The organism is bacterium (genome assembly GCA_021371935.1).
Lineage (GTDB): Bacteria > Armatimonadota > UBA5829 > UBA5829 > UBA5829 > UBA5829.
Genome location: JAJFVF010000019.1, coordinates 296,366 through 314,008 on the forward strand (window position 1 = coordinate 296,366; position 17,643 = coordinate 314,008).

The 17,643-nt window shown below is 50.3% G+C and carries 10 protein-coding genes; 5 read left to right on the forward strand and 5 right to left on the reverse strand.

From position 1 onward, the window contains the following. Positions 1 to 19 precede the first annotated feature (19 nt). The 4 genes from LLG46_13800 to LLG46_13815 are packed head-to-tail and all read left to right on the forward strand — an operon-like array spanning position 20 to position 6,277. Entirely contained in the window at positions 20 to 1,213 is a 1,194-nt protein-coding gene (locus tag LLG46_13800) for an acetate/propionate family kinase (GenBank protein MCE5324369.1), read from the forward strand. Beyond that, positions 1,210 to 3,654 (forward strand): phosphoketolase family protein, encoded by a 2,445-nt coding sequence (locus tag LLG46_13805; protein ID MCE5324370.1) that lies wholly within the window; start codon positions 1,210 to 1,212, stop codon positions 3,652 to 3,654. The genes LLG46_13800 and LLG46_13805 overlap by 4 nt, the downstream gene beginning before the upstream one ends. Continuing rightward, positions 3,617 to 4,975, forward strand: coding sequence for a phosphomannomutase/phosphoglucomutase (locus LLG46_13810; protein MCE5324371.1), 1,359 nt, complete (start codon positions 3,617 to 3,619; stop codon positions 4,973 to 4,975). The genes LLG46_13805 and LLG46_13810 overlap by 38 nt, the downstream gene beginning before the upstream one ends. A 30-nt stretch (positions 4,976 to 5,005) precedes the next feature. Next, positions 5,006 to 6,277, forward strand: a complete 1,272-nt coding sequence (locus tag LLG46_13815; GenBank protein MCE5324372.1) for a transaldolase family protein — start codon at positions 5,006 to 5,008, stop codon at positions 6,275 to 6,277. 182 nt (positions 6,278 to 6,459) lie between these two features. On the opposite strand, the gene LLG46_13820 is transcribed toward LLG46_13815, so the two are convergent. The 3 genes from LLG46_13820 to rpe are packed head-to-tail and all read right to left on the reverse strand — an operon-like array spanning position 6,460 to position 9,123. After that, positions 6,460 to 7,482 (reverse strand): fructose-bisphosphate aldolase class I, encoded by a 1,023-nt coding sequence (locus LLG46_13820; GenBank protein ID MCE5324373.1) that lies wholly within the window; start codon positions 7,480 to 7,482, stop codon positions 6,460 to 6,462. A 19-nt stretch (positions 7,483 to 7,501) separates the two neighbouring features. After that, the gene (locus tag LLG46_13825; protein MCE5324374.1) at positions 7,502 to 8,455 is read right to left on the reverse strand and encodes a class I mannose-6-phosphate isomerase; all 954 of its coding nucleotides are present in this window, start codon (positions 8,453 to 8,455) and stop codon (positions 7,502 to 7,504) included. Continuing rightward, positions 8,452 to 9,123: a ribulose-phosphate 3-epimerase gene (gene rpe / locus LLG46_13830; protein ID MCE5324375.1), complete on the reverse strand. Its 672-nt coding sequence runs from the start codon at positions 9,121 to 9,123 to the stop codon at positions 8,452 to 8,454. The genes LLG46_13825 and rpe overlap by 4 nt, the downstream gene beginning before the upstream one ends. Before the next feature lie 1,136 nt (positions 9,124 to 10,259). On the opposite strand from rpe, the gene LLG46_13835 reads away from it, so the two are divergent. Continuing rightward, entirely contained in the window at positions 10,260 to 10,490 is a 231-nt protein-coding gene (locus LLG46_13835; protein ID MCE5324376.1) for an IS3 family transposase, read from the forward strand. Between the two features lie 129 nt (positions 10,491 to 10,619). Here LLG46_13835 and LLG46_13840 read toward each other — a convergent pair whose 3' ends face one another. Continuing rightward, positions 10,620 to 17,003 carry a DUF4962 domain-containing protein gene (locus LLG46_13840; GenBank protein ID MCE5324377.1) on the reverse strand — a complete coding sequence of 2,128 codons (6,384 nt, stop codon included), beginning with the start codon at positions 17,001 to 17,003 and terminating at the stop codon, positions 10,620 to 10,622. A gap of 226 nt (positions 17,004 to 17,229) precedes the next feature. Continuing rightward, a partial coding sequence (locus tag LLG46_13845) for an ATP-binding protein (protein ID MCE5324378.1) occupies positions 17,230 to 17,643 on the reverse strand: 414 nt, incomplete at its 5' end.

The following is a 17,643-nucleotide window of genomic DNA, read 5'->3' on the forward strand; positions in this document are numbered from 1 at the left end:
GAAAGGACTATATCAGGGCGTGAACAGCAATAAAAAGTTATCGATATTGACACTTAACGCAGGCTCATCGAGCCTCAAGATAGCATTGTTTGAAATGGATGAGCCCGAGTTCTGTATGCTCACGTCTGAGATCGACCGGATCGGGCTGAAAGCAAGCAGGTTCAAGGTTAAAGGCGGCGATGGGGCAACAATTGTCGACCAGCATATGGATATAGCCGACCATGAAGCTGCGCTGCAGACGTTCTTCCACTGGTTCGACTCGCATCCCTCAAGCAGACCACTCGACGCAATCGGCCATAGAGTCGTCTTCGGAGGAACAAAACATAGCCAGCCGACTGCGGTAGATGCAAAACTGATTGCGGCGCTCAAAGAACTGGTCCCACTTGACCCCGAACATCTTCCGGCAGCTATTCGGACGATGGATACGGTGAGTCGTTTGTATCCCGATGCCGCGCAGGTTGCCTGCTTCGACACTGCGTTTCACAGGACGATGCCGCCGGCAGCCCAGACATACGCAATACCTGCATCTTATACTCAAGAAGGGGTCATCAGATACGGTTTCCATGGCCTGTCATATGAATATATAGTCTATGAGCTTGCAAAGCTGGGTGAGCCGGACGGCAGGGTCATAGCCGCCCACCTTGGCAGTGGAGCCAGCATGGCGGCCATACGCGACGGCAAAAGCATCGATACGACCATGGGCTTCACGCCGACTGCGGGGCTTGTTATGAGCACTCGATCCGGTGATATGGACCCGGGCATCATTACATACATGACCCAGGAAAAGAAACTGTCGTCTAAGGTAGTCAGCCATATACTCAACGAGCAGTCCGGCCTGCTTGGAGTGTCCGGCTCGACGTCGGACATGAAAGAATTATTGGATCGGGAGAAGACCGACCCGGACAGCGCATTGGCAGTCGAGATGTTCTGTTATGTCGCAAGCAAATTCATTGGGGCATTCGCCGCTGCGCTCGGGGGACTTGACCGTCTGATATTCGCCGGAGGGATCGGAGAAAACGCCCCTGGGATCAGAAAACGCATCTGCGCCGGATTGGGATTTCTGGGAATAGAGCTCGATGCGGACGCGAACAAAGCTAATGCGCCTGTTATATCGCCGGATAATGGGCAGGTGAAAGTGAGAGTCATAAAGACGGACGAAGAACTTATGATTGCAAGACACACCAAGAATATCGTTGAGGGAGGAACCAAATGAGTAAGATCAGCGAAGACCGAATACAGCAGCTCAACACCTACTGGCGCGCCGCGAACTATCTCGGGGCGGCGCAAATTTACCTGCGCAAGAATACCTTGCTCAAGGAACCGTTGAAACCTGAACATATCAAGCCGCGCTTACTGGGTCACTGGGGCACACAGCCCGGCCTCAATATCGTCTATGCACATCTGGACCGCCTGATACAGGACACAGACGCAAACATATTGCTCGTCGTGGGACCAGGTCATGGCGGACCAGGAATTCTGGCCAGTCTGTTCCTCGAACACACAATGACCGACTACTATCCCGAGATAAGTTATAATGCCGCAGGAATAGACCAGTTGATCCGGCGCTTTTCGTGGCCATACGGCGCTCCGAGCCATCTGGTTCCACAGACACCTGGGGTCATAAACATCGGCGGCGAGTTGGGGTATTCGCTGCTGCACGCATACGGCGCGGCGATGGACAACCCTGATCTCATTGTGGCGTGCGTTGTCGGCGACGGAGAAGCTGAAACAGGACCGGCTGCGGCCTCATGGATGTCTAATAAGTTCTTGAACCCGGTCACATCGGGAGCCGTCCTGCCGATATTGGACCTGAACGGCTACAAACTCTCCGCGCCCACCATATATGCCAGAACGAGCAATGAGGATTTGGAGAAATTGTTCTCAGGGTTGGGCTACCAGGTGCGAGTTGTCGAAGGCGACGACCCGTTTGCCGTTCACACGTCGCTGTGGGAAACGTTGGATTGGGCATATGACCAGATCAAAAATATTCAGCAAGAAGCGCGCAGCGGCAAGGACGTAGGTGTTCCTCGCTGGCCGATGATCGCACTTCGCACACCCAAGGGCTGGGGATGTCCGAAGACGTTGGACGGCAAGCCTCTCGAAAACACTTTCCATGCTCACCAGGTCCCTATCACCGATCCGGCAACCAACCCTGACCATCTGGACCTTCTGGAAAACTGGCTGCGCAATTACAGGCCGGAAGACCTTTTCGACAAGGATGGTGTTCCGATCCCCGAGGCGACCAAAATCTGCCCCAAAGGCGACAAACGTATGGGAGCCAACCCGCATGCCAACGGCGGCAAGCTGAGGGTTCCCTTGAAGCTGCCGGAGTTTTCAAACTACGCCGTGGATGTGTCTGCTCCAGGCCAGGTCAAAGCGGAAGCTACCAGGACGCTCGGAAAATACGTGCGCGATATCTTTAAGGCAAATGCCGGTGCAAACAACTTCAGAATGTTCTCGCCGGATGAGAGCACATCCAACAGGATGGCGAGTGTGTTCGATGTGACCGAGCGCGCCTGGATGCAGCCAATAATCGAGAGCGATGAGTATCTTGCGCGAGATGGCCGCGTGATCGAAATACTCAGCGAACACTGCTGCCAGGGATGGCTGGAGTCATATCTGAAGACAGGCCGCTACGGCATATTCAACTGCTATGAAGCGTTCATCCCGATTGTGGAATCAATGATGAACCAGCATGCGAAATGGCTCAAAGATGCAAGCGAGACTCCATGGCGGGCGCCTATTGCATCTTTGAACTATCTGCTCACATCGCATGTCTGGCGGCAGGACCACAACGGTTACAGCCACCAGGTCCCCAGCTTTATCAGCAACGTGGCCACAAAGAGAGGCTCCATGGCGCGCATATATCTGCCGCCGGACGCCAACTCGCTGCTGGCTGTGATGGACAACTGCTTCAACTCGCTTGGCATGATCAACCTGGTAGTCTCCTGCAAGCAGCCGGAGCTTCAATGGCTGGATATCGACGAAGCGAAAGATCACTGTGAAAAAGGTATCGGTATTTGGGACTGGGCAAGCAATGACCAGGGAGAGCCGGATATCGTGCTGGCAGCCGCCGGTGATATACCCACCACTGAGATATTGGCTGCAGCCTGGCTGCTCGGACAGGAAGTGCCCGATATGAAGGTAAGGGTGGTCAACGTCGTCGATCTGTTCACCCTGATGACCCACAATGAGCACCCGCATGGGTTGGACGATCATGAGTTCAATCGCATCTTCACTTCGGACAAGCCGGTCATATTCTCGTTCCATGGTTATCCCAGCCTTGTTCACGAGCTGATACACCGTCATGCCAACCCGCATAGGTTCCATGTGCATGGATATATCGAGGAAGGCCGCACGACAACGCCTTTCGACATGCTTGTGCTGAACGAAAATGACCGATATCACTTGGCAATCGATGCGATCCAGCGCGTGCCCAGGTTCCGTCACAAAGCGGGCACTGCCGTCAGCCGGTTCAATAGTGAACTCAACAAGCACAAGTCCTACATTTATGAGAACGATGAGGATATGCCCGAGATTACCGATTGGAAGTGGAGTGACGAGCGCCCAAAACCGGTTGCGGCGGCGGTGAAACATACTGCAGGAGGCGAGTCGGATGAAAACACTGGATCCGAGCATGTTCAAAGCATATGACATAAGGGGCATATATCCAGACCAGTTCGATGAAGATGCCGCCTATCGTGTGGCACGCGCATATGCGCAGAAAATGAAGCCTAAACTCACAGTCGTGGGCCACGACATGCGCACCAGCGGCCCTGCATTGCTGGGACCCGTAATGCAGGGCATTATGGACGAAGGTGGCGACGTGATAAACATCGGACTCACGACTACGCCGATGTACTACTATTCAGTCTGCGTGCTCGATGCCGACGCGGGTATTCAAATTACGGCCTCGCATAACCCCGAGCAGTATAACGGCGTGAAACTGGTCGGACCGAAGGCAATACCGGCAATAGATTATGTGAGCAACTCGGAACTCTACGATATCGCAAACTCCGGGGACTTTCCAAAACCGTCTCAGACCGGCAAAGTTCGAGAAACATTATATATGGTGGACAGATACGTTAGCGACGTACTCGCTGCCGGTGGGCTCAAGGACTTCGGGGCGATGAAGCTGGCAGTCGATGACGGTAACGGCATGGACGGAATCGTGCTGCCGAGGCTGTTTATGAACACCAACTGCGAGGTCTATCCGCTCTTCTGGAACCTGGACGGTCGGTTCCCCAACCATGAGGCAAACCCGCTCAAAGAAGAGACTCTCGACAGCTTAAAAGAGACTGTAAAGAACTTCAGACTTCAATTGGGCGTTGCATATGACGGTGACGGAGACCGTGCGGGTTTTGTCGATGAAAATGGGCAGCGCATATCCGGTGATATAGTGACGGCTATTCTCGCCAAGGAGATGCTTAAGGAAAGACCCGGCGCGACAATCATATATGACGTTCGCAGTAGCCGTGCAGTCCCGGAAGAAATAGAAAAAGCCGGAGGCAAACCGCTTATGTGGAAGGTGGGTCATGCGTTCATCAAGGCGAAAATGCGCGAGACTGGCGCATATTTCGGAGGGGAACTGTCGTGTCACTACTACTACGACAAGTTCCATATCACCGACAACGGCGACCTGACAATGCTTACAATGATACGCACGCTGCTTGGCGAAGGCAAGACCCTATCTGAGCTTGCCAAGCCAATCATGCGTTATTCCCACAGCCCTGAGATCAACTTCCAGGTAACCGACATCCCCGGCATTCTCGCTAAGGTGAAATCTCACTATCAGGACGGGAAAGTGACCGAACTCGATGGGCTGAGGGTCGATTATCCCGACTGGTGGTTCAACCTGCGACCCAGCCAGACGGAGCCACTGTTGAGGCTCAACGTCGAGGCGGACACACAGGACAATATGCGCCAAAAAATAGAGGATATCGAAGGGCTGATCGGCGCAAAGGGCACATCCTGATGTGGATTGTTTTGTGAAAGGAGTCTGCGAATGTCTGATAAACTCGCAAAGGAAAAACCTGTGGTGCACGAAGATGAAAAGCTGGCCGCTTTTGTGCGCGATCTGGCACTGAAGGACTACAAGCCTCCAAGCGGCCTCAGCTTCGCCAGTCAAGTCAAATACGGGTGGCTCCGCGAAGCAGGCAGCTTATTGTGGATAGATACAGGAGATGCATCTGCCGCCGAGAAAGTCTGGGCATACGAAACTCAAGCGCTGACCACCAACAATGCTCTGGTGGATCAGGTCGTTCAAACAGGTGTAATGGACGGACTGATCGCCCTCGCCGCAAGAGAAATACGCAAAGTCAGCCCACACATTTCCGAACAGGAGATGGTCTACGAGATAGGATTTCTTGTAAATGCAAAACTGGCGCTGTCTCTGGTGGAGAAGTTCGGTGCGCATGTGAGCGTAGAGCTTCACCCTGACATGGCGTTCAATCAAGCAGGCACATTAGCGTTCGCCAGGCGTTATTATCAGATCAACCCGGAGCATTTCTACATAAAAGTGCCGTTTACCAAAGACGGGCTGCCGGCCGCCAGAGTTCTGTCTCGGGAAAATATACCGGTGAACCTGACGATAGGCTTTTCCGCCAGGCAGAATTACCTTGCAGCACGGTTTTCAAACCCAAGTTTTGTAAATGTCTTCCTGGGCAGGCTCAACTCGCTGGTCGAGGAAAACTCTCTTGGAAAGCCGGAGAACGTGGGCGAAAAAGCCGCGCTTGCCTCTGATGAAATGATGAAGAACTTGAGGTCGTCCGGCGCCGCAAAGACCAATCAGATAGCCGCCAGCATCAGGAGCGGACAGCAAGTGGCGGATTTGGCAGGAATGGATGTTTTGACGATCCCTCCACAGCATGCCGCGGAATATCTTGCAATGGATATCTCGCGCGATGACATTCAATATAAAGACTGGCGGGACCTTGACGTGAACTTGCAGGCAAACGGACCTGTGGAGCCTCGTGATTTCGACGCACTGTGGCAGATTGACGAGAAGTTCGTATCGTTTGTCGATGATGTGATGAAGAAAGCAGATACAATCGAGACAGGAGACGAACTCAAGGAGCTTGCGGATCAGCATGAAGTAAAACTGTTCCACGATTGGACTTCGGAAGAGCGCGAAAAAATCCGCAATCAGGGCAAGATACCAAAAACCAGCGACTGGCCTGGTATTGCATTGGACACTCTGATGAATATGGCTGCGCTGGAGTTTTTTGCCCATGACCAGATCGAAGTCGATGAGCGCATCCGCAGTTTGATATCGTAGGATAGAATCTGTTCAGTCTTGTGAAAGCTAAAACTAAAACAAGGCTCGGCGGGAGCCTCGCCCTCCCATACGCTTATCTCAGCAGGACGAAACTCATGCTGAGCCAGAGCTAAAATTCACGGACGTATTAATTTCTCTCGTAGGACAATGGGGCTCACAAATCGGTGAGCCCCATCATGTCGCTAAGCAGCAATCTGCTCCATCTCACCGGAATATTGGCCGCGAGATGCCGCGCCGTTGCACATGGCTCTCTTTAAGAACACTCTCTGAGCCTCTGCGACATTCGATGCGTTTCCTCTCCAGATATCCAGAGCCGGTCCTTGGAGGGCCCGTGCAAAGGAGAATGTGACTTTCCATGGCAGGCCGCTCGTCTGCGCTATGGTGTTGAGACGCTGGGTTGCAAGCACTGCATCCTGCCCGCCCGAAAGAAAGACTATTCCAGGCACGGCAGCCGGGACCACTTCTTTGAACAGCGTTATAGTCCTATCAGCGACTTCGCCGTCAGAGACCTGCCTGGAGCAGTCCTTTCCAGGCAGAATCATGTTAGGTTTCAGAAGAATGGAGTCCAATGCCACCCGGCGATCCAACAGATGGGCAAACACACTGCGCAGCACCATTCTGGTAACTTCTTCGCATCGTGCAATGTCATGCCCGCCGTCCATCAAGACTTCAGGCTCCACAATCGGCACAAGTCCCACATCCTGAACCAGAGCAGCATATTCGGCAAGCATTTGGGCATTGGCGTCGATGCACGCATGTGTCGGGATTCCGTCGCCGATACTGATGGCGGCACGCCACTTGGTAAAACGTGCTCCAAGATCGCGATATTCGACCAGGCGGTCTCGCAGACCGTCCAACCCGCCTGTCAGTTTCTCACCGGCAAGCATCGGCATGTCCGCTGTGCCGGTGTCGACTTTTATACCGGGAATAATTCCCTTGCCGGTCAGCACATCACGCAAAAATCGTCCACTGGAGTCTTGCTGGCGAATAGTCTCGTCATAGAGAATCACACCGCTTATGTAGTTCTCTATCCCAGGCGTGCCAAAGAGCATTTCACGATATGCGCACCGGCTCTCCTGCGTGGATTCTACCCCAACCGCCTCAAGCCGCTTCTTTATGGTCTTGAAGCTCTCGTCCGCCGCAAGCAGTCCCTTACCCGGCGAGAGTAGTTCATAAATTGTGTTCTTGATTTCACTCTTGCTCATAGCTGTCTGCCTCCATGAACTAACCGGCAAGCGGGCTTATAAGGACTTCCCCGCTGCCCTGGGTGTCGATTGTGTATGGTTTATCGGTCGGCGGAACCAGGCACGAAAAAGTGTAACGCAAGTCGATATTCCATTGCGGATTAGCGCCGCTGATTGAGCAGTTTCCGCCGCTTGCCGTTAACAGATGCTGATGCCCCGCCGATTCGATCTCGATCTTGTCTCCCGTTGCTTTGATCACACAAAACGTAGAAAACGCAGCAATTACATTAGTCTCTTGCACATCCCGGACATCGAGCTTAGGATCGAGAGGTTTTTGTGGAGAAACGGTAGTTGTTAACGCCTCGCATCCGGCATCTATATCCAGATGACCGCGGCTTCTGGCACGGTCATAATCATAGAGCCTGTAAGTCACCTGCGACCGCTCACTTATTTCAAACGTAAGCAGACCCTGTCCCAGAGCATGCACACTTGGAGCAGGCACGCTGAAATGCGTACCGCGTTCGAGATTGCGGCGGCAGTTCAGGGATTTCATTATACTTTTGCCGTTTTGCGGATCTTCACGAAGCAAACTGCAAAACTCATCGGCATCTACTCCGTCAGCAAAGCCAAGGTAGATATAAGCATCCTTGTTCGCCTCGAAGATATACCACATCTCATTTTTGTGCTCGTCAGGAGTGTGGGGATGACACTGAACCGAGAGCGGCTGACCAGAGTCTATCACTTTGACGACTACCGGAACCTGCGCCACATCACCCAAAGGCACACCCGCCAGAGGACCATTCGTGATTTTTGACATCGTATCGAGTGAACTGTCGTCAGGGGCGGTCGGCCATGTGCTGACATCCCACGACTCTCCGGTATGAGTCGTCTCATCGATGCTTTTGCGTCCCGGTATGGCGGCCAGTTTATCACCTGCCCACACCTTAGGAACAGGTATGGGTTCAAATAGCAGTGGATAGTCGAACTTTCTCACAGACCGGCACCTCCCAAATCCTTCACTGCGTCTTTGAGCTGCAGACATGCTTGGCGCGGTGGTATTTTGTCGGCGTAGATGTCAGAGCCAGCCACCAGGACATTTGCACCTGCAGCTACTGCTCTTCGTGCCGTGTCCGGGTCGACCCCGCCATCTACTGCGATATCGATCTCACGCTGCACCTCTTTGGCCATGTTCCGAACCGCCGTAATCTTCGGAAGCATCATCTCAATGAATTTTTGCCCACCATAGCCCGGCTCAACCGTCATTACAAGAACCACATCGACATTGTTTATAATATTATCCAACATGCAAACAGGTGTTGCAGGATTGAGCGCGACTCCCGCGGCAAGCCCATAATCCTTGATTTGCTCTATAGTGCTGTGTAAGTGCACGCACGTCTCCGTATGCACGGTAATCTCACACGCGCCTGCTTTAGCGAACCCATCGATATGCTGTTCGGGAGACTCAATCATAAGGTGAACAAAAAGCGGCATGGACGTCAGTTCACTAATCGCTTTTATAATCATTGGGCCAAACGTAATATCCCGCACGAACCGGCCGTCCATGACATCGCAGTGCAGGCCGTCGGCGCAGCATTCCACTTCTGCTAAAGCCTTCTTAAGGTGACCGAAGTCTGCCGACAATAGTGACGGGTGGATTTTCACGGTTTTCACTGCGTAATCTCCGGCTCCTTGATAGGTGGGCGTGCCTTCGGCCTTCTTTTACCCACTTCTCCGGCCAATACAATAGAATATGGATTACGCATACTGGCAGAAGTAAATTCATAGTGCGCAAAATTTCTTACGCAGTGGCAAAGGCATCTCACCGACTGTTGCCGTTTTACAAGTTTGTACTTTGGACTGTCCCTTCTTTTTCGGACAGGTAATATAGTAAATTTATCTATATGAGGTGTCCGATGAAGAAAGAGTATGCTGAGGACTTTAAGAAAGAATCCGTGAATTTTTGAGAGCGGAAATGTAAGCAGAACGCAGGTGGCCCATGAGTTGGGCGTGAATCAACATACGTTTTACAATTGGGTCGAGTAATATGGCGAGAAACCAAAGGATACTGATGTTGGCAGGGAGGATTTATCAGCCGAAAACAGACGGCTACGTCGTGAACTCAAACGCGTGGAGTTGGAGCGGGATATATTAACAAGCCGTGAGTATCTTCTCGAAGGGGCTGCCGTGAGACACTCGGTTATAGATGAATATTTCGGCCAGTTCCCGATACTTGCGATGTGTCGAGTTCTGGGAGTCTCCGCGAGCGGCTATTAGCATTGGTAGGGTCGTCCGACGAGTGCACCTGGTCTGCGTCATGAGCAGATTTTGTCGGCAATCAAGGAGATTCACAAAGGTATTCGGCGTGCTTATGGCTCTATCGGCGAGTTTATGAGGAGCTTGTTGCTGACGGAATCGACTGTAGTGAGAGCACTGTTGGTTATGTGATGCGCAAGAACGAAAAGGAAGCGTAAGTTCATAGCAACAACCGATTCGGATCACGATCCTCCTGTAAGACCGAATCTGTTGGAGCGCAACTTCAACGTGCATGAGGCGAATCGATACTGGGTCGGCGATGTCACTTATATTCCGACTGACGAGGGCTGGTTGTATCTTTGTAGTGGTGATCGATCTGCACAACCGTGGTGTGGTTGGCTGGTTGATGAGCGATAGAATCAAGAAATTGCTCGTGATCAACGCTCATTGTCGTAAGAAAACCGACTCCTTGTCTGATTATGTACACTGATCGCAGCAGCGTGTATGCAAGCCGCAAGTTTCAGAAGCTGTTGGAGAAAGACGGAATGCTTTCTTCAATGAGCAAGAGAGGTGATCCGTGGGACAATGCGGTTGCTGAGAGCTTCTTCAAATCACTAAAGTCCGAACTGGTTGATTGGCAGCATTACAAAACTCGTGACCAGGAAAGGATGGATATTTTCCAATACATAGAAGTCTTCTACAACAGGCAGAGGTTGCATTCCAAGTTGGGCTACATGTCACCACTGCAGTTTGAACTTGCTGCGGCAGCTGCATGAGTTACCTGGCCGAAAAATAGAATGCACTCCACTTTGAGCTTCAAGCTCAGAAGACTGGAGTCCGAAGTAAAGGAGGCGGACCTACACCAATAACGGGTAGGCCCGCAGACCAAAGAAGTTGCCGGTAGCCTAGTAGCACCTAAGAACGTGCTCACCTGCTGGTAACTCAAACATAAGTTGTCCGCTGTTCCAAGTCACCGAAAGAGGATTACCATCCAAGGTAATCGTTGTCGGCTCGTTTGTACAGAGTAATGTCACGTCGCCAGTAGTGTCTGTATGCATCTTTGCTACGTTTGGATTACCCTGTGATGGTGTGTGTTCCATGCGAGCATATAACGATACGGGTTCATCAGAAATTAACAGAGTTGTGCTGCTGTCAATCACAGAAGTTGCTTCTCGAGCAAAAAATGCCGGGGAATCAGATCCTGAATATCTTCGTCCGGTCATTGTTCCTGTTACAGTCCATCCATCCGAATTCGTGCACGAACCACTGTCAGGCCACAGCACATCGAGAACGTCTCCACCTATGTCGGTCACATGGACTCCTTCGTTACCACTACTCCATTTCAAAATCGTCCAATCAGTAGTAGTTTCGTCGTCGAAGCATAGAGCAACCAGCGAAGTGGTCGCATTCGATTCGCAATCTCGACGCAGTATTCCTCCGAATTGGAACGTGCTGCAGGCAGGATAGTTGGATCCTCCATTTGGATTATCGCCTGGGACATAGTAAAATGCCTCTAGTGTTCCTGACCAACCAGTATCTTCAGACAAGTCTATGACATCGAGATCATCGGCGCCTTGTCGTGGAGAGATTGTCCAAGGGCCTGTCCCGCTCCACGGTGTTGTAAGGCGATCATTTACAAACTCGTAACTCCCATAATAGCTCTGGCTCTTAAACGAATGGAGAAATAGTTGAAATTCTGGCTCATATCCATATTCTGCCTCCATTGTGTCGCGGACAAGGAAGAGATCACCTAATCCAACGCATTCTCGTGTCCATTCTTCAAGATGAGCATTGTCTGAATTATATGCGGGAGTCGGATTACAAACCACATCGAAGAACGATCCAGGGTTTTCGCTCTCCCCTGTGGCAAGTACTTGGGTGATGCTGCCCCAATAGTCTGAGCCAGGATTTTCAGGATCGCTAAACCACGTATTTCCTTCTCCGTATTGCCCCACAACCGCAGAAGGACTGTCATATTCCAGAAGCAGCACATTGTGATCCGCTGTCATTTTCTTGTAGCAGTACCCATAGTCGACAATATACGGAACGTCTGCACGGTGCAAGATAAAGCTACCTGTGTCCGGATGCGCATGATCCATCAGACTGCGCCCACACTTCAGAGAAAAATAAGTTGCATCATTATCCCATGAGGATCGCCAGACAAATATACCGCTACTATAATCAACGCCATTGTGCAAATTTTCATCTTTAAAACATGCCCAATTTGGCAACGTGTCCAGATCAACAACATCGACTGTAGGATCGTACCAGAGGTATCTTAGAGGTGAATCATCAGCATTGATGTTCTGGTCTAGTTCTGTTGCAAGCCATTGAGCAATCGGATCGTTGAGATGACGTGCAAGTAAAGGTACAACTGCCATTGGATAGTTCCACCCACTTTGAGGGCTATCACCAATAGGAGCGAATCCTCCACAGTTGTCACTTCCCCCTGGCAACATTGAGTACAATAGCCATCGACTATGATTGTCGAACCATGGATCATCTTCATAACCAAGCTCGCTGTTCGCTACACGACGCATCTCGACCCATCGATTTAAGTGCTCTAGGCCATAGCAATCGTATCCAACCCCTTCGGGATTGCTTCCATCTTCGCTGAGTGCTGCCATTATCCTGTCCCATGCGTCCTCGCAACTATTGTTCCAAGTGGATCGCAGAGTCTCGTCCATTTCATCTTCAAGCGCGTATACTATGGCGGCAAGCCCCGAGTAGTCAATCCATATATGATTGTGAAGATCATATTCTATTCCCTCAAGGTCAAACTGCCATAAGTCTTCCAGAGAACGTTTGGTATATTCGACCAAGCGATGACGCACTTCCTGTCGCTCGGTCGCATCCAATTTGTCATAATGCCAGTCATACGCTATGGCAAGAGCGAGAAGGGAATGCATTGCCATAAGGTCTTGGTAGTTATTGTACCAGAGAGTTGTGGAGTCATCGTACCAGTTGGGATAGCGCAACATTGTCCAGAAATACTCCCACATCTTTGCTTCATACGATGACATGGCCGGGTCGACCTTTACAGCAAGTGCTAAGGCGAGAAGTCTGTTTCCATACCTGCGAATATCAGTTCCGGTGGTAGGAATTTTCAAAGGATCATTGGTATTGTTTACAATACTGTTGCAGTGCGCTTGGAGAGCAGTCCACTCATTTATGTGAGTAGTGTTCTTTCGAGCTTGTATACTTGAAACGTCTGCTTGTGAAAACATAACATGAGGATGGGCGGCGCCTTCCAGGACTTCTACTTCTTTTGATGCAACGACGGTCTCACCCTGCAGAACTTCAAGCGTCCATATTCCCCAATCTTCATTCGATTGCACTGTGTATGATCCTTCAAGGCGTCCCGTCTCTGTCTCAACAAGAGCAACCGATATATCAGACAATGTAGGGCGATCCCATCGGGCAGTGAGTTCCGCGTCGAATGGATTCCATATATCAATGGGAATATTGTCACCTGGCACATATACATCATCTTCCTTAGGTTGAGCAATAGTTACGTGTCCCTCGGGTTCACCAATGCTCCATGCAGTGCCCATCGATTCGAACAGATCTACAATACTATCGCGTTCGCCAAGAACCCAAAGGTATCTGTAAGTGTTGTCCTCATCGACTCCAGGTTCATAGGTGTCAAATATTTCAATTGTTCCGCTGTTATCCCTTGTGCGTAGGCAACCAGGCTTAAACATATACCAACCAACTGCTTTTTTATTTTCGTCAGTGTGATCGTAAACAACCAGCCATTTAATATCTGTATACCACTGCGACGAAATGGATTGATCTGTATACTTGTTCGATACCATGTAGTCAAAGCCGCATTCACTGGTATTGAAATACAGCGTCTTCGGGTCCCAAGCTCCGCCAAGCAGTTCGACATCGTCGGACACATTCATAACAAACTCACACCACGGAAGTCCTTTGATGAGCCTGTAAGTCTCCTCTGCAGAATGCGTAGGAAAGTTCAGCGGGGTTGCAGGTGTAATGTTGGAAAAGCTGAATGACAGCGAAACTTGGGTGTCAGAGCTGTCCGTTTGCCAATTAGGTGAGACTAGGTTCTCAGGCGTTACGCCATTGCTTTGCAATTCACCGCTTGTCGCCGTATATGAATTATGAAAACCATTCACTGGTGACCAGCTATCGGACAACCGCTCGATTTTGGAATACGTACCATAGTTGTCCACTCTAAGTTTCCCAGTGGATTGGTTCCACGACCTCTCGAGCCCAAGGACATCAGACTCAAGTCTCATGTAATCATCACCTTCTGGAGACTCACGATCATCCTCTTCATATGATCCCCAGTTCGGGTTACTCCACGAATAAGCTACTGGGTTGCTAATCAAGTCATAGTAGACGAAAAAGCGCCGCTGTGTATTAGCCTGAGTTGTGCCTGTAGCGGTAAAATATACCTCGGCTACTTTTCCTGATGGTTGTGCCCAAGCGTCAGAGTCAACAGATACAGCAGTTCCTGTGGTTATTTCATCGACTGTCACTGAAGTTGTATCGACGTATAGCCCATCAGGCGCTTGTATCCTCACAAAAAGTGGCACATCTTCCCGCTCACTGTCAGATGGATTTAGAACAACCTCCCGACGATAATCGAGGCTGCTATACTGATGCCATGCATGTACTGAATCCCTCTCAAGTGCAGCATCGTCAATATAAGCCGAATAAGGAGTTGCTGATGTATTTTGCGCTTTCACAAACACAGTCATAGACTGGGTAAGAGAAGTCATGCTCACTTCGATTTGAGTCCAGGACGTGGCTGTGGTCTCATTACTCCAAACTGTGCTGGCCGATGTCGGATCGGTGCAGCCATAAGGGTTCAATCCTACCCGGAACTTCACGTCACTGTTTTCGCCCATGACCCAGACGGACGCTGTGTAGCTCGCGCCGACGGCTATGTTGGATACTATCTGGTAGACACCTCCGGTCCAGCTCGATCCTGTCAGCTTCTGAGAGTAACTTGCAGAATGATAATAGGTACTGTCATCGTCAAACGTTGGCGTGCCAGAAATGGTGAATTTGTTCCAGTAATCCGCCACGACTCCAGGGTCACCGGGTAATCCCTCCTCGAAGTTGCCATTTCTCAAGCCTGTCCCAACAATAATTCCATCGCTGTTACCTGCACTGCTCCAGTCGCCTTGGCCATTTTTTGCCTTCACAGTGAAATAGTAGATCTGTCCGTTTGTCAAACTCAGGCCGGTCTTAGTGACTGATGCAGTCGTACCAGTCGATGTCCAGCCGAGTACATCAGTCCCACCCGAAGTCGTACCGATTGCATACTGATACTCGACTATGCCCGATTCGAGATCACTGGAAGTCCAAATGGCGTGCAAACTGCTGCAGGAAGATGTATAATCACCATCATCTGTCACAACGGGCGTACTGGGCGCAGTGGTGTCGGGATACTCGTAAGCGCCTATATCGACTTTAGTATCCCCTGACACATGGTCAACTTGCCTGAAATTGCAATCCAGATCAAGCCAATCCTCATCGACCTCATTATCATCACCCGCATCAATACACGGAGAGTTGGATGCCAGATGGTAGTCACTATTGTATATGTTCACAAACAGCGGATTGACATTGATATCGGAAGTCGGCGTGATGCCGCTGTAATTCCTGTCGTTGTTATCATAAACGCAGTTGTGCGAAAGCGTCGGAGTCGCGCTTGTACCGACTCTTATACCGCCATATGCGTTGAACGCGACGATGTTATTGGCTATCGTCGGTGAAGAATAGTCCGCACACTCAATAGCGTATAATTTCCCATCCGGGTTTGATTGCACAACTGTATTGTTTGCAAAGATAGCGGAACCATCGCATGAGATGCAAGTGTTCCAAGCGAAAAGGTTGTTGGCAACTATATCATCGCCTGAGCATGTTAGCGCCGGCAGCATTCCATACATGCCTGAATTCGACAAGATGTTATGCGAGAATGTGGAGCTTCCACTGCAACTAATTCCTCCATAGATATTGAACCCGTCGACTGTGGCTCCACTGCCAATACTGATTCCCTCAAAGTAAGAAATAGAAGTAACATTAGTCGCCCAATCTCTTGCGTCTCTTGAATTCTCGGTGCCGACGAAGCCGCCGAGTAGCATTACACCGGCAGGCATTGTTACACCATAAATCGAATAATCATACGTTCCAGCTGCTACCCAAACCTCATCGCCGCTTTGCGCAATATCGAGCGCTCCGTCAACTGTATCTTTTGCTGTATTCCAGCTATAGCCGTCGTCCTCGTCGTCACCATCGGTCTTAACGTAGATAACAGCGAACTCGTAGGCTCCGATATCCACTATGTCGTCACCAGATACATACGAGATATCGACCTTCCTTTCGCCATTGTCCAAATCGACCCAACCGGCGCTAACCTCAGTGTCTTCACCCGCATCTATACAAGGAGAACTAGATGCAAGATGATAGTTATCATTGCCCGAATCGACAAAGAGTGGGTTGGCATTAATTTCTGTGCTCGGCGGAGTCCAATATATACCAAAACCCAAATATTCGCCGCAGGGACAGTAAACGCAATTGTTGACAAGCCCTACATAGCCATTACCTAATATACCGCAACCGCTTCTTATAATGTTATTGGATAAAACTGCCGCAGCGCTGCTACTGTCTACTGCGAGAGCGCATTCTCTACCGTTGTTAGAAATGGTGTTATTTGTAAGAGTCGGGCTGCCCTGATTGGATAAACATTTGATTCCAACAAAACTATCTCCATGCCGGCAGGAATTTTCATATATGAGGTTATTGGCAAGCAAGACCGGTCCAGAACATGTGATAAGAGGAGTCTCGTCACTTGGCGTCGTATTGCCTGCAAGTATATTGTGTGAGAATATTACATCACCAGTAAATGTAAACGAAAGCGAACCGCAACCCGCGAACTTGAAACCATCAATTGCGATTTCACCACTTGTGGTTGTCGCACTGACTGATCCGCTGGTTACTATCGTGAGATTTGTCGCCCAATCTCTATCATCGCGGCTGCTTTCAGTTCCTTCGAAGCCTCCATACAAACTCACGCCATCAGGAACTGAGGTGGAAATCGAATAGCTGGTTCCTGCGGCCACCCATATTTCATCGCCGCTTGAGGCCGCGCCAAGTGCCGAGTTGATGCTCTGCTTTGCCAATGCCCAAGTTGAGCCGTCATAGTTATCGTTGCCGTCAGATTTGACACGAATAACGGCGGCCTCGGCATATACGGCCCAAAACACTAAAATACATATTGCCAGTACTACCAAAATACGAGACTTGCATTCCATTGTCTGCCTCCTTAGTATTACTTGACTTTTAACAACTACCGCATTAAACCTCATCTATTAGTTTTTGTCAATGACATATGTGTGATAATATCGTCTCCTGGTGGATATGTATTGTGCAATATTGGGGAGGTGGCAAGATGTGTACATATCATCTTTGATGCTGCTACATTACCGATAGATTATTCTTTGCTGCCTCTCCTTCAATAGCTCCAATGATATTGGCTATTTAGCTCCAGTACTTTCTGTCAAGACTGCGATACTGCACTGCCTCAGCCAAATGCTCGACCTTGATATCTTCAGACGCGGCAAGGTCGGCTATTGTGCGGGAGAGTTTGAGGATTCGGTCATATGCGCGAGCCGAAAGGTGAAGCTGTTCTATAGCTTGCTTGAGCATGCTTTCTGCTTCGGTGTTGAGCCTGCAGTGCTGCTTCATATGACGTGGGGTCATATGCGCATTGCAGAATATTTTGGTGCCTGCAAACCGCGTGTTTTGTATTACACGAGACGCCTTAACCCTGGCACGTATGCTTGCGGATGGTTCGCCAGGAGCTTTGCTTATCAGTTCGTTCTGCTTCAGGCGTGGAACCTCGACGTGGATATCGATTCTGTCGAGCATTGGACCGGAGATTCGCTGAAGATA

Coding starts and splice junctions, on each gene's coding strand:
- LLG46_13820 (MCE5324373.1), bottom strand. CDS start 7,482: ATGAGCAAGAGTGAAATCAAGAACACAATTTATGAACTACTCTCGCCG.
- LLG46_13810 (MCE5324371.1), top strand. CDS start 3,617: ATGAAAACACTGGATCCGAGCATGTTCAAAGCATATGACATAAGGGGC.
- LLG46_13835 (MCE5324376.1), top strand. CDS start 10,260: ATGCTTTCTTCAATGAGCAAGAGAGGTGATCCGTGGGACAATGCGGTT.
- LLG46_13815 (MCE5324372.1), top strand. CDS start 5,006: ATGTCTGATAAACTCGCAAAGGAAAAACCTGTGGTGCACGAAGATGAA.
- LLG46_13840 (MCE5324377.1), bottom strand. CDS start 17,003: ATGGAATGCAAGTCTCGTATTTTGGTAGTACTGGCAATATGTATTTTA.
- LLG46_13805 (MCE5324370.1), top strand. CDS start 1,210: ATGAGTAAGATCAGCGAAGACCGAATACAGCAGCTCAACACCTACTGG.